The organism is Trinickia caryophylli (genome assembly GCF_034424545.1).
Classification (GTDB): domain Bacteria; phylum Pseudomonadota; class Gammaproteobacteria; order Burkholderiales; family Burkholderiaceae; genus Trinickia; species Trinickia caryophylli.
The window spans coordinates 2,778,263-2,790,629 of sequence record NZ_CP139970.1; the positions used below are offsets into that span (position 1 = coordinate 2,778,263).

Consider the following 12,367-nt stretch of genomic DNA (forward strand, 5'->3'; position numbering starts at 1 on the left):
GAACGATCATCGGTGCCGGGCGCCGGAAAAAGGACGACGATGGACTGTGTATTTTGCCGGGAGGAAGGCGGGGTCGTGCTCTGGCAGGATGATGCGATGCGCGTCGTGCTTGCCGACGAGCACGATTACCCGGGTTTTTGCCGCGTGATATGGCACGCCCACGTTGCCGAATTCTCGGATCTGAGCGACCGCGAGCGCGACCGCCTGATGCGGGCGGTCTATGGCGTCGAGCGAGCCCAGCGCAGCGTGCTGCAGCCGGCCAAGGTCAATCTTGCCAGCCTCGGCAACCAGGTGCCGCACGTGCACTGGCATGTCATCCCGCGGTTCTCGAACGACGCGCATTTTCCGCTGCCGGTATGGGCGCCACGTCAGCGCTCGGTATCCGAGGCGCTGCTGTCGTCGCGGCGCGCGCAGGCGACGCTGCTCGGCGATGCGGTGCGCCGGGAGATCGAGGCGGCGCTCGCTTAAGGGCGTGCCCGAGACCGGGCGCGGCGCGAAATCACTCCCTCAGACAGCGAGACAGCCATGAGCGGACTCACCCACGACACGCCCGTACCCACGGGCGTCGTCGTCCATGCCAAATCGCACGTGCTCGAGCTGCAATATGCCGACGGCGCGAGCTACCGTATTCCTTTCGAGCTGCTGCGCGTCTATTCTCCCTCCGCCGAGGTGCGCGGGCATGGCCCCGGTCAGGAGACGCTGCAAACGGGCAAGCGCGACGTGACGATCGTCTCGCTCGAGGGTGTCGGCAATTACGCGCTGCAGCCGACGTTTTCCGACGGCCACGCAACGGGCATCTATTCGTGGGATTTGCTGTACGACCTTGCCACGCGTCAGGAGACGTTCTGGCGCGAGTATCTGGCGAAGCTCGCGGCGGCCGGGCTCGAGCGCGATGCGCCGATGCCCGCGAGCGGCCCGCCGCACGGCCACCGGCACTGAGGCCGGCACTGAGGCTGGCACGAAAAACACACGCGCCCGCAGGTCGCGCCGGGCAGGAAGCCCGCTGGCGGCCCGGGCGCAAGTCAAATTGAGAATGTGAGAATGAGCGGAGGATATTCGCGATGAGCAAGACGCACTTCGGCTTCGAAACCGTCGACGAACGAGAAAAAGCAAAGCGGGTCGCCGGCGTGTTCCACTCGGTGGCCTCCAACTACGATCTGATGAACGATCTGATGTCGGGCGGGCTGCACCGGATTTGGAAGCAGTTCACGATCGCGCAGGCGAACGTGCGACCCGGCGCGAAAGTGCTGGACATCGCGGGCGGCACCGGCGATCTCGCGAAGGCATTCGCGAAAAAGGCGGGCCCGACGGGCGAGGTCTGGCTGACCGACATCAACGAATCGATGCTGCGCGTGGGGCGCGATCGCCTTCTCGACGATGGTGTAATCACGCCCGCCCTGCTGTGCGACGCCGAGAAAATTCCTTTTCCCGACAACTACTTCGATGTGGTGACGGTGGCTTTCGGGTTGCGCAACATGACGCGCAAGGAGGTCGCGCTGGCCGAAATGCGGCGCGTGCTCAAGCCGGGCGGGCGGCTGATGGTTCTCGAATTCTCGAAAGTGTGGGAGCCGCTCAAGAAAGCTTACGACGTCTATTCGTTCAAGGTTCTGCCGTGGCTGGGCCAGAAATTTGCGAGCGACGCCGATAGCTACCGGTATCTGGCGGAGTCGATCCGCATGCATCCGGATCAGGAAACGCTGAAGACGATGATGGAACAAGCAGGGCTCGACGCCGTCAAATATTACAATTTGTCAGCTGGCGTGGTAGCCTTGCATGTGGCGACGAAGTATTAGCGCCATCAACTCATTGTTTTCATAGGGGATTTTTAAATGACCGACCCGCTTCCCTCAGCTTTCAATAAACTTTCCAAGCCGTTGGCGAGGCGATTTGGGCTCGCCGCCGTCGTCGCCGTCATTGCCGTCGGCACCGTCGGATCGCTCGATGCAGAGGCGAAACGGCTTGGAGGAGGGCGGACGGTCGGGCGCCAGACCCAGACGACGCAGTCCGCGCCCTCGTCTCCGACGCAGCAGTCGACCCAGCAGCCGATGATGCAATCGGCACAGCCCTCCCAGGCGCAGCGCACGCAGTCCACGCCGGGCGCGCAACCCGCGCCCGCCACCCAGCGCTCGCGCTGGCTCGGGCCGATCGCGGGTCTGGCGGCGGGGCTCGGCATCGCGGCGCTGCTGTCGCACTTCGGTCTCGGCGGTGCATTCGCGAGCATGATGGCGAACGTGATCGTGATCGCGCTGCTGGCGATGGCCGGCATCTGGCTCATCCGCAAGCTCACCTCGCGCGGGCGCCGGCAACCGGCTGCGGCCTACGCCGGTGGCACCGGCATGGACGCGCATGATTTCGCGCGGCAACGCATGCAGGCACCGGCCGCTTTCGGCGGCGCATCGCCGGCAGCCGCTCGAACGGCGCCGGAGTTCTCCACGCAGGCAGCGCTGCCTGCCGGCTTCGACGCCGAAGCATTCGTGCGCAACGCCAAGGTCCACTTCGTACGCATGCAAGCCGCGTGGGACGAGGGCAACATGGCCGACATCCGCGAATTTACGACGCCCGAAATGTTCGCCGAGCTGAAGATCGACATCGATGCACGCGGCAAGGTGCGCAACCAGACGGACGTCGTGCAGCTCGATGCCGACGTGCTGGGCGTCGAAGACCGCGGTACCGAGTACTTGGCGAGCGTGCGATTTACCGGGCTCATCCGCGAAACGGAAGGCGGTTCCGCCGAGCCGTTCGAGGAGATCTGGAACCTTTCGAAACAGGCGCGAGGCAACGAGGGCTGGCTTCTGGCCGGCATCAGCCAGACCGCGCATCACTGAACCTAGCGGCGTTTCGCGCTGCGGCGCTCTTGCTCAGCCAGTCGGAGCGCCAACGAACGCTACAATAGAGGCCCGCTCAGGCTACCGCCTGCGCGGGCTTCTTTCGTTCCGAGCCCGATGATCCTCGCTGCCCAGCCTTTTGCCGCCGCCGTCAATCACCTGCTCGCCCGCGAATCGTGGGCTCGAGCGCGCCTTGCGCCCTACGCGGGCAAGACCGCGCGGCTCGTGTTTTCGACCATCGCGATGACGCTCGTCGTTCAGCCGGATGGCCATCTCGCCGCCATAGACGAAGCCGAGGCGCATGAGCCCGACGTCTCGCTGGCCGTGCCCGCCGATGCCGTTGCCGCGTTCATCGAGGGCGGTCAGGCCGCCGTCATGAAGCACGTCAAGATCGAGGGCGACGCCGAATTCGCCACACTGATCGGCAAGCTCGCCGAGCATCTGCGCTGGGAACCCGAGGAGGATCTCGCGAAGCTGATCGGCGACGCGCCCGCCTACCGGCTCGCCGCACTCGTGCGCACGGCCGGCAGCCAGGCGGCGCGCAGTGCGCGCAATCTGCGCGACGCCGCAGCCGAGTACTTGCTCGATGAAAACCCCCAGCTCGTGAGACGCGCATCGCTCGAGGATTTCAACGCCGAACTCGCGCGCTCGCGCGATGCGCTGGCGCGCCTCGAAAAACGCGTCGAGCGTCTGGAGGCGCGCGCCGGTTCGGGCAGCGCCGCGGCTCCCCGCCTCGTGCGCTAGGACGGAATCGCCCATGCGTTTGCTGCGCTTCATAAAGATCGTTTTCACCGTCATCCGCTTCGGTCTCGACGAGATGATGCTCGCCCGCATCAACGACCGTCGCGTGCGCTTTTTGCTGCGCATCGGCACAATCGGCCGCCGCTTCAAGGCACCGCCGGCGGTCCGGCTGCGCCTTGCGCTCGAAAGCCTGGGGCCGATTTTCGTCAAGTTCGGGCAGGTGCTCTCCACGCGGCGCGACCTGCTTTCGGCCGAAGTGGCGATCGAGCTGGCGAAATTGCAGGACCAGGTGCCGCCGTTCGATTCGGCTGTGGCCATCGACCTCATCGAGAAGGCGCTCGGCGCGAAAGTCGACGTCCTGTTCGACGAGTTCGAGCGCGTGCCGGTGGCGAGCGCGTCGATCGCCCAGGTGCACTTCGCGAAGGTGAGGGCCGGGCAGCATGCGGGCAAGCCTGTCGCCATCAAGGTGCTCCGGCCGAACATGCTGCCCGTCATCGATTCCGATCTCGCACTGCTGCGCGACCTGGCCGTCTGGGCGGAGCGGCTCTGGGCCGACGGCAAGCGCCTGAAGCCGCGCGAGGTCGTGGGAGAGTTCGACAAGTATCTTCACGACGAACTCGATCTCATGCGCGAGGCGGCCAACGGCAGCCAGTTGCGGCGCAACTTCGCCGGCCTCGATCTGCTGCTCGTGCCCGAGATGTACTGGGAGTTTTGTACGCCGAACGTGCTCGTGATGGAGCGCATGGTGGGCGTGCCGATCAGCCAGGTGGAGACGCTGCGGGAAGCTGGCGTCGATATTCCGAAGCTTGCGCGCGAAGGCGTCGAGATCTTTTTCACGCAAGTTTTTCGCGACGGCTTCTTCCACGCCGACATGCACCCCGGCAACATCCAGGTGAGCCTCGATCCGGCTCATTTCGGGCGCTATATCGCACTCGATTTCGGCATCATCGGCGCCTTGTCGGATTTCGACAAAAACTATCTGGCGCAAAACTTCCTCGCCTTCTTCAAGCGCGACTACCATCGCGTAGCCACGCTGCATCTGGAGTCGGGCTGGGTGCCGCCGACCACGCGCGTCGAGGAGCTCGAGAGCGCGATCCGCGCGGTGTGCGAGCCCTACTTCGACCGCGCGCTCAAGGACATTTCCCTCGGGCAGGTGCTGTTGCGGCTCTTCTCCACGTCGCGACGGTTCAACGTCGAAATCCAGCCGCAGCTCGTGCTGCTGCAAAAGACGATGCTCAACGTCGAAGGACTGGGTCGCTCGCTCGACCCCGAGCTCGACCTCTGGAAAACGGCGAAGCCCTATCTCGAGCGCTGGATGAACGAGCAGATCGGGCTTCGCGGCTGGTACGAGCGACTCAAGGTGGAGGCGCCGCAGTGGAGCAAGACTCTGCCGCAACTGCCGCGCCTCGTCCATAAAGTACTTGCCGACCACCACGACACGCCCCGGGCTGCCGCGCAGGATCTGGTCATGCAGATGCTGATAGCCGAGCAGAGGCGAACGAACCGGCTCTTGCAGGCGCTGCTGCTCTTCGGCGTGGCGGTGGGCTTCGGTGCGGTGATCGCGCGCGTCTGGCTCGTACTGGCTTATGGCGCGTGAGATCATGGCATCCGGTCGCGCTATGGCATGTGAGCGCGCTATGGCGCCCGATTCCGGCTCCGTTTCGCGGTTGCGGCGTTCCGCATCCGGCCGCGTCGAGGTTTCGCCATGACCGGAAGTAAGACCCCGCCGCCGGCCGGGGCGGCACCGGCGTTCGACACGCGCGACCCTGCCACCGCCGCGTTCTGGGACGAGCGGTTCCGCAAGGGCTTCACTCCCTGGGATCAGGCGGGCGTGCAGCGGGCGTTCGCCGAGTTCGTGACGCGTACGACGCCGGTCCCCGTGCTGATCCCGGGATGCGGCAGCGCGCATGAAGCCCTGTGGCTGGCCAAGGCCGGATGGCTCGTGCGCGCGATCGACTTTTCGGCCGACGCCGTAACCGCGGCCCGCGCGCGGCTCGGTGCTTTCGCCGAGCTTGTCGAGCAGGCCGATTTCTTCGCCTACGAGCCGCCCTTTCAGCCGGGCTGGATCTACGAGCGGGCGTTCTTCTGCGCACTGCCGCTGGCGCGCCGCGTCGAGTACGTGGAACGGATGGCCGCGCTGCTCGCGCCCGGAGGGCTTCTGGCCGGTTTCTTCTTTTTCGGCCAGGAGCCGAAGGGGCCGCCGTTCGGTATTGCGCGCGAGACGCTCGAAACGCTCTTTTTGCCGTACTTCGAGCTGATCGAGGACAAAGCCGTCGACGACTCGCTCCCCGTTTTCGCGGGCCGCGAGCGCTGGCTTACGTGGCGCAGGCGTCAGGCGCGGGCCACTCCGATCGCGGCGGCCGATGCGGCGCGGACTTGAATTCAGGCCGGTTGCCCCCATCTGACGACTCGCGCCGGTCCCGCTCCGACATCCGGGCGATGACCGATTGCGGCTATAATTCAACGCTTTGCTAGCTTTGAACCGTTTTCGTCGGAATTGTCGGGAAGAGAACCATGCCGATCTACGCCTACCGTTGCGAAGCGTGCGGCTTCGAGAAAGATGTGCTCCAGAAGATGAGCGACGCACCGCTCACTCAGTGCCCTGAATGTCAGGGCGAGACATTCCGCAAGCAGGTGACTGCCGCGGGCTTTCAATTGAAGGGCTCCGGCTGGTACGTCACCGATTTCCGCGGCGGCTCCAACGGCTCCGGCAGCTCGAAGAGTACGTCCGGCGGTGCGTCCGGCTCGGACAATGCGGCCGCCGCGGGCGGTGGCGAGTCGGGCGCGGCCAAGCCGGCCGGCGGTGAGTCGAGCACCGCGGCGTCGAGCCCGGCCCCGGCCGCCTCGTCCACGGCGGACGCTTAAGTCCGCCGGGCCGAGTTCGGACGGTCAGCGCGGCGGCGAGCCGGCAGGAACACCGTCCGGGCGCCGTCGCAGGTTTGCCGCCCACGAGTGCGGCGCGCCGCGCCGAACTTTTCTGTCGCGGTTTTCTGGCGGTATACATGAAGAAGACGACGCTCAAATCCGTGTTCCTTACCGGTCTGCTGGTCCTTGTGCCCCTGGCTATCACGCTGTGGGTGCTGGGGCTCATCATCAGCACGATGGACCAGACGTTGCTGCTGCTGCCCGCATCCTGGCAGCCGGAGAAGCTGTTCGGCTTCCATCTGCCTGGCATAGGCGCGCTGCTGACGCTCGCGTTCATCTTCGTCGTCGGCCTGTTCACCCAAAATTTCGTCGGTCAGAAGCTCGTGACGTGGTGGGACGCTATCCTGCGTCACATTCCGATCGTCGGGCCGCTCTATACGAGCGTGAAGCAGGTGTCGGACACGCTGCTTTCGAGCAGCGGCAATGCGTTCCGCAAGGCGCTCCTGATCGAATACCCGCGGCGGGGCTCCTACACGATCGCGTTTTTGACGGGCACGCCCGGCGGCGACGTCGTCAATCACCTGAAAGAGGAGCACGTGAGCGTCTACGTGCCGACCACGCCGAATCCGACCTCCGGCTTTTTCCTGATGGTGCCGAAAAGCGAAGTGGTCGAACTCGACATGACCGTCGACGCGGCGCTCAAGTACATCGTCTCGATGGGCGTCGTCGCCCCCGCGCTCGCTACGCCGGCCGCGCCCGTGCGGCGGCCCGTGGAGCCTCCCCTTTAATGCGAGGCGCACCGGCGTGCCGTGCACCTTGCTCAATCATGCAAACGAAAGCTGAACACCATGTCGATGAGATCTGAATACTGCGGTCTGGTGACCGAACACCTGATGGGCCAAACCGTCTCGCTGTGCGGATGGGTGCATCGCCGGCGCGACCATGGCGGCGTCATCTTCATCGACTTGCGCGATCGCGAGGGCCTCGTCCAGGTGGTCTGCGACCCTGACCGCGCCGACATGTTCAAGGTGGCCGAGGGCGTGCGTAACGAGTTTTGCGTGCGCGTGGTCGGCGTCGTGCGCAGCCGTCCCGAGGGCACGGTGAACGCGGGTCTCAAGAGCGGCAAGGTGGAAGTGCTCTGCCATGAGCTGACGGTGCTGAACGCGTCCGTCACGCCGCCGTTCCAGCTCGATGACGACAACCTCTCGGAAACGACGCGTCTCACGCATCGCGTGCTCGACCTGCGCCGTCCGCAGATGCAGCACAACCTGCGTCTGCGCTATCGCGTCGCGATGGAAGTGCGCAAATACCTCGACGCGCAAGGTTTTCTCGACATCGAAACGCCGATGCTCACGAAGAGCACGCCGGAAGGCGCGCGCGACTATCTCGTGCCGTCGCGCGTGAATGCGGGCCAGTTCTTCGCGTTACCGCAGTCGCCGCAGCTCTTCAAGCAACTGCTGATGGTGGCGAACTTCGATCGCTACTATCAGATCGTCAAGTGCTTCCGCGACGAAGACCTGCGCGCCGATCGCCAGCCGGAATTCACGCAGATCGACTGCGAAACGTCGTTCCTCTCGGAGCAGGAGATCCGCGATCTCTTCGAGCAGATGATTCGCCACGTCTTCAAGGAGACGATCGGCGTCGAGCTCGACGATCAGTTCCCCGTCATGCAGTACAGCGAGGCGATGGCGCGCTTCGGCTCGGACAAGCCCGACCTGCGCGTGAAGCTGGAATTCACCGAACTCACCGACGCGATGAAGGACGTGGAGTTCAAGGTGTTCAGCACGCCGGCCAACACCAAGGACGGCCGTGTGGCGGCGCTGCGCGTGCCGAAGGGCGGGGAGCTCACGCGCGGCGATATCGACGGCTACACGGAATTCGTGCGCATCTACGGTGCGAAGGGCCTCGCCTGGATCAAGGTCAACGAAGTGGCCAAGGGCCGTGACGGCCTCCAGAGCCCGATCGTCAAGAACCTGCACGACGCCGCGATCGCAGCCATTCTCGAGCGCACGGGCGCGCAGGACGGCGATATCGTCTTCTTCGCCGCAGATCGTGCAAAGGTCGTCAACGACAGCCTCGGCGCGTTGCGTCTGAAGATCGGCCATTCCGAGTTCGGCAAGGCGAACGGCCTCGTCGAGCAGGGTTGGAAGCCGCTGTGGGTCGTCGACTTCCCGATGTTCGAGTACGACGAGGAAGAGGCGCGCTACGTTGCTGCCCACCATCCGTTCACGAGCCCGAAGGACGAGCACCTCGAGTATCTCGAGACGGATCCGGGCCGCTGCCTCGCGAAGGCGTACGACATGGTCCTCAACGGCTGGGAGATCGGTGGCGGTTCGGTGCGGATCTATCGCGAGGATGTGCAGAGCAAGGTGTTCCGCGCCCTCAAGATCGGAGCCGAGGAAGCGCGCGCGAAATTCGGCTTCCTGCTCGACGCGCTGCAATACGGCGCGCCCCCGCACGGCGGTATCGCATTCGGGCTCGATCGCATCGTGACGATGATGGCGGGTGCCGATTCGATCCGCGACGTCATCGCCTTCCCGAAGACGCAGCGCGCGCAATGTCTGCTCACGCAGGCACCGAGCGCCGTCGACGAGCGTCAGCTGCGCGAGTTGCACATCCGCCTGCGTCAGCCCGAGCAGCCGAAGGCCTGAGCGCCGCGCGACGCGAGCGTCGCATACGGCATCAAAAAAGGCGCTTCGGCGCCTTTTTTCGTGTGATGGGCGTGTGCGTGACGGGCGGCGTTATATTCGATCGCACCTTCCCACGATCATGCCTGCTCATGCGCCCGGTGCTCTTGTTGCTTCTCCTGCTGTTCGGCTTCCCGGGCGCTTCGACCGACGCCCGCGCGTGCGTCGCCGTCCCTACCGCCCATGCGTCGAGCGCGACGTCAGGTTATCGGTACGCCAGTCCGACCGAACGCAATGTGGTGCGCGCGGCATCGGGCGTCGTGGCAAAAGGTGGCACGGAGGAAGCCGGGGAATGCCTTGCGCTGCGTGCTTCGATGACCGACGCAACGATCCTTCGCGATCAAGAGGATATGGCTGTGCCGGGCGTCCGCGCACAACGCCGGCCGCCGGTTGCTGCCAATCCGTTCGGCAAGCGTGCGCGACTCGAATCCCGTTATCGACAGCTCGGGTGCCGCTGAAGAACGCGGAGCATTGCTAAGATGCGCATTGTCGCGCGCCTGTCGTGTTTCGATGAGGCAACCCTGCCGCGCGTTCCTCGCGTGGGGGGCGGTGTCCGTTTCGTTCTTTTCGTCGCAAGTTCATGCAAAAACCGCCGAAAATACCAGAGTCCGTTCTCGTCGTTATCTACACGCCCGCGCTCGAAGTCCTCATCATCGAGCGCGCCGACCGGCCTGGCTTCTGGCAATCGGTAACGGGTTCGAAGGACCGCATCGACGAGCCGCTCGTCGAGACGGCCGCGCGCGAGGTGGCGGAGGAAACGGGTATCGTCGTAGGTAGCGCGGCCGTGCCGTTCGCCGCCCTCGCCGACTGGGGCGAAAGCATCGAATACGAGATCTATCCGATCTGGCGCCATCGTTATGCCGAGGGCGTTACGCGCAACGTCGAGCATTGGTTCGGACTCGAAGTGCCGGGCCGTGTCGAGGTAACGCTCGCGCCACGCGAACATACGGCCTATCTCTGGCTGCCCCACGAGCAGGCGGCAGCGCGCTGCTTCTCGTCTTCGAACCGCGACGCGATCCTGCAGTTGCCGCATCGCATGCGCCCGCCGCGCGCATGAGCCGGCGCAGCGAGCGGTCGTTCGTCCGGCTCGGTGCCGCGCTCGTTTCGCGGCGACGTTCGGCACGTCTCGCCTTTACCATCAACAACGGCGTTCGCCTCTTCAGCACCGGCGACGACTATTTCGCCGCACTGGTGATCGCGATCGACGCGGCCGAGCGCGATGTGGCGCTCGAGACCTACATCTTTTGCGACGACGATGCGGGCCGGCCTGTGTCCGAGGCCCTCATGCGTGCGGCGGGGCGCGGCGTGCGCGTACGTGTCATCACCGACGGCATCGGCACGGGGCGGCTCGCGCTCTTCGACCCGTGGCGCGAGGCGGGCGTCGAGCATCGGATCTACAACCCTCATCTGTTCGGTCGTTTTGGCTTTTCGCGCACGCACCGCAAGATCGCTGCCGTCGATGGCCGCGTCGCTTTTTGCGGTGGCATCAACATTGTCGATGACTACGATTCGAACGGAACCCTTCTGCCATTCCCTCGCTGGGACTTCGCGCTCGAGTTGACGGGCCCGGTCGTCGCGCAAGTCGGCTCGGCCTTCGACATTCAGTGGCAGCGCATCGAATCCGGTCATCGCCCCCCCTCGCTCGACGCCCTGCACCCGCGCGCGTGGTTGCCGCCTGCCTGGGCGGCGGCGCGCGGCCGCCGAAGTTCCGCCCCAGCGCTGGGCGAGCCGGCCATTGCGTTCATTGCGCGCGACAACATCGTGAACCGGCGCGCCATCGAAAAAGCCTACCTGGTGGCGATCGGCCGCGCGCGCCATGAGATTCTGGTGGCCAATCCTTACTTCATGCCGGGCCGCAAGATGCGCCGCGCGCTCGTACGGGCCGCTCGGCGAGGGGTGGACGTGCGGGTGATCGTCGGACGCAAGGAGTTCGCGGCACTCGACTACGCGGTGCCGCATCTGTACGGCAGACTGCTCGCGGCCGGAGTACGGATCGGCGAGTACGAAAAAACGATGCTGCATGCCAAGGTTGCAGTCGTCGATTCGAACTGGGCGACGGTCGGTTCGTCGAACCTCGATGCGCTGAGTCTTGTCTTGAACCACGAAGCCAATGTCGTTCTGGTCGAGCACCCGGAAATTGCTTCGCTGCGCAGCGCCATTCTGGCGGCGTTCGAGGACGCCCGCCCGATCGACGGCCAGCGCTACGCCGCACGGCCGCTTGCCGAGCGGCTCATGAACTGGCTGGCGTACACGACCTATCGCGCGGTCATGAAGCTGATCACGGTCGGAGGGTACGATTGATGTGCGCGGCGCATAGCCTGCAATCGGCAAAACCCCTCTGTATCGGCCCGGCGGGAAAAGGGACAAGAATGGGGGCAAGAATGAGGACGAGCGCATGCCGGAGAACCGCGGCGAGGGCGGCGAGGGCGGGGAACGGGACCGCCATGCCGGAGGCGTCAGGTTAGACCCGGCTTTCTAATAAAGTCCTTGTTTCGAACGACGGCCGCGCTCAATAATAGTACGGCCGTTCTATTTTTCGATTCGCCCGTGTCGATTGCGGCCAGGTTTCAAGGCTTGGGTGCGGTCTCGGGCAGAGTGACAAGAACGGTATAGGCCATGCGAAAAGGTGAACAGACGCGTGCCGCGATTCTCGAAGCAGCGTTGGATCTGGCGAGCCGCGATGGGCTCGAGGGTTTGACGATCGGTCTGCTGGCCGAGCGCATGCAGATGAGCAAGAGCGGTGTATTTGCGCATTTCGGCTCGCGCGAGGATTTGCAGGTGGAGGTGGTGCGCGAGTACCACCGCCGGTTCGAGGAGGAGGTGTTTTTCCCGAGCCTGCGCGAGCCGCGAGGGTTGCCTCGTTTGCGTGCGATGTGGAGCCGCTGGATCGAGAAGCGCATCCAGGAAGTGATGACGGGATGCATCTACATCAGCGGCGCGGTGGAGTATGACGATCGCGGCGACAACCCGGTGCGCGAGCAACTGGTGGCGAGCGTGACGACCTGGCGTGCCGCGTTGCTGCGCGCCATTTCGCAAGCCGTGGAGGAAGGGCATTTGCGGGCGGATACGGATCCGCACCTGATGCTCTTCGAACTGTATAGCTTCACGCTCGGTCTGCATCACGACGCGCGTTTTCTGCATCTGCCCGATGCGGTGCGTCTGACGTGGGCCGCGGTGGAAAAAACGATTGGTTCATATCAGTGCGAGCCGGGCCGCCCCAAGCGCACTGATGCCCCCTCGGGGGGCAGC

13 protein-coding genes and 1 pseudogene are annotated in these 12,367 nt (G+C 65.0%); all 14 read left to right on the forward strand.

The annotated features are described in order from the left end of the window. The first annotated feature begins 39 nt into the window (after positions 1–39). Complete coding sequence (locus tag U0034_RS12510) at positions 40–468, forward strand: HIT family protein (protein WP_085227922.1); 429 nt, start codon at positions 40–42, stop codon at positions 466–468. A gap of 57 nt (positions 469–525) precedes the next feature. Beyond that, complete coding sequence (locus tag U0034_RS12515) at positions 526–939, forward strand: gamma-butyrobetaine hydroxylase-like domain-containing protein (RefSeq protein WP_085227923.1); 414 nt, start codon at positions 526–528, stop codon at positions 937–939. Between the two features lie 122 nt (positions 940–1,061). After that, positions 1,062–1,793, forward strand: a complete 732-nt coding sequence (ubiE, locus tag U0034_RS12520; RefSeq protein WP_085227924.1) for a bifunctional demethylmenaquinone methyltransferase/2-methoxy-6-polyprenyl-1,4-benzoquinol methylase UbiE — start codon at positions 1,062–1,064, stop codon at positions 1,791–1,793. Between the two features lie 81 nt (positions 1,794–1,874). Continuing rightward, the gene (locus tag U0034_RS12525) at positions 1,875–2,825 is read left to right on the forward strand and encodes a Tim44 domain-containing protein (RefSeq protein WP_085227925.1); all 951 of its coding nucleotides are present in this window, start codon (positions 1,875–1,877) and stop codon (positions 2,823–2,825) included. A gap of 117 nt (positions 2,826–2,942) precedes the next feature. Further along, positions 2,943–3,569: a ubiquinone biosynthesis accessory factor UbiJ gene (locus tag U0034_RS12530; RefSeq protein ID WP_085227926.1), complete on the forward strand. Its 627-nt coding sequence runs from the start codon at positions 2,943–2,945 to the stop codon at positions 3,567–3,569. Between the two features lie 13 nt (positions 3,570–3,582). Then, complete coding sequence (gene ubiB / locus U0034_RS12535) at positions 3,583–5,163, forward strand: ubiquinone biosynthesis regulatory protein kinase UbiB (protein WP_085227927.1); 1,581 nt, start codon at positions 3,583–3,585, stop codon at positions 5,161–5,163. 108 nt (positions 5,164–5,271) lie between these two features. Further along, positions 5,272–5,946: a methyltransferase domain-containing protein gene (locus U0034_RS12540; protein ID WP_085227928.1), complete on the forward strand. Its 675-nt coding sequence runs from the start codon at positions 5,272–5,274 to the stop codon at positions 5,944–5,946. Between the two features lie 134 nt (positions 5,947–6,080). Continuing rightward, positions 6,081–6,431, forward strand: a complete 351-nt coding sequence (locus U0034_RS12545) for an FmdB family zinc ribbon protein (RefSeq protein ID WP_085227929.1) — start codon at positions 6,081–6,083, stop codon at positions 6,429–6,431. 137 nt (positions 6,432–6,568) lie between these two features. Further along, positions 6,569–7,219: a DUF502 domain-containing protein gene (locus U0034_RS12550; RefSeq protein ID WP_085227930.1), complete on the forward strand. Its 651-nt coding sequence runs from the start codon at positions 6,569–6,571 to the stop codon at positions 7,217–7,219. A 60-nt stretch (positions 7,220–7,279) separates the two neighbouring features. Then, positions 7,280–9,082, forward strand: a complete 1,803-nt coding sequence (aspS, locus tag U0034_RS12555) for an aspartate--tRNA ligase (RefSeq protein WP_085227931.1) — start codon at positions 7,280–7,282, stop codon at positions 9,080–9,082. Between the two features lie 128 nt (positions 9,083–9,210). After that, entirely contained in the window at positions 9,211–9,576 is a 366-nt protein-coding gene (locus U0034_RS12560) for a hypothetical protein (RefSeq protein WP_085227932.1), read from the forward strand. A 122-nt stretch (positions 9,577–9,698) separates the two neighbouring features. Then, on the forward strand, positions 9,699–10,175 hold the full coding sequence (gene nudB, locus U0034_RS12565; RefSeq protein WP_085227933.1) for a dihydroneopterin triphosphate diphosphatase: 477 nt from the start codon (positions 9,699–9,701) through the stop codon (positions 10,173–10,175). Beyond that, positions 10,172–11,419, forward strand: a complete 1,248-nt coding sequence (locus U0034_RS12570; protein ID WP_085227934.1) for a phospholipase D-like domain-containing protein — start codon at positions 10,172–10,174, stop codon at positions 11,417–11,419. Before nudB ends, U0034_RS12570 begins: the two co-directional genes overlap by 4 nt. Positions 11,420–11,734: 315 nt before the next feature. Further along, positions 11,735–12,325 (forward strand): annotated as a pseudogene (locus U0034_RS12575) (TetR/AcrR family transcriptional regulator); the annotation flags it as partial. Between the last annotated feature and the right edge of the window lie 42 nt (positions 12,326–12,367).

What these genes read in the sequence shown, in the direction of transcription:
- U0034_RS12510 (WP_085227922.1), top strand. Translation starts at nt 40, where the DNA reads ATGGACTGTGTATTTTGCCGGGAGGAAGGCGGGGTCGTGCTCTGGCAG.
- U0034_RS12515 (WP_085227923.1), top strand. Translation starts at nt 526, where the DNA reads ATGAGCGGACTCACCCACGACACGCCCGTACCCACGGGCGTCGTCGTC.
- ubiE (WP_085227924.1), top strand. Translation starts at nt 1,062, where the DNA reads ATGAGCAAGACGCACTTCGGCTTCGAAACCGTCGACGAACGAGAAAAA.
- U0034_RS12530 (WP_085227926.1), top strand. Translation starts at nt 2,943, where the DNA reads ATGATCCTCGCTGCCCAGCCTTTTGCCGCCGCCGTCAATCACCTGCTC.
- ubiB (WP_085227927.1), top strand. Translation starts at nt 3,583, where the DNA reads ATGCGTTTGCTGCGCTTCATAAAGATCGTTTTCACCGTCATCCGCTTC.
- U0034_RS12540 (WP_085227928.1), top strand. Translation starts at nt 5,272, where the DNA reads ATGACCGGAAGTAAGACCCCGCCGCCGGCCGGGGCGGCACCGGCGTTC.
- U0034_RS12545 (WP_085227929.1), top strand. Translation starts at nt 6,081, where the DNA reads ATGCCGATCTACGCCTACCGTTGCGAAGCGTGCGGCTTCGAGAAAGAT.
- U0034_RS12550 (WP_085227930.1), top strand. Translation starts at nt 6,569, where the DNA reads ATGAAGAAGACGACGCTCAAATCCGTGTTCCTTACCGGTCTGCTGGTC.
- aspS (WP_085227931.1), top strand. Translation starts at nt 7,280, where the DNA reads ATGTCGATGAGATCTGAATACTGCGGTCTGGTGACCGAACACCTGATG.
- U0034_RS12560 (WP_085227932.1), top strand. Translation starts at nt 9,211, where the DNA reads ATGCGCCCGGTGCTCTTGTTGCTTCTCCTGCTGTTCGGCTTCCCGGGC.
- nudB (WP_085227933.1), top strand. Translation starts at nt 9,699, where the DNA reads ATGCAAAAACCGCCGAAAATACCAGAGTCCGTTCTCGTCGTTATCTAC.
- U0034_RS12570 (WP_085227934.1), top strand. Translation starts at nt 10,172, where the DNA reads ATGAGCCGGCGCAGCGAGCGGTCGTTCGTCCGGCTCGGTGCCGCGCTC.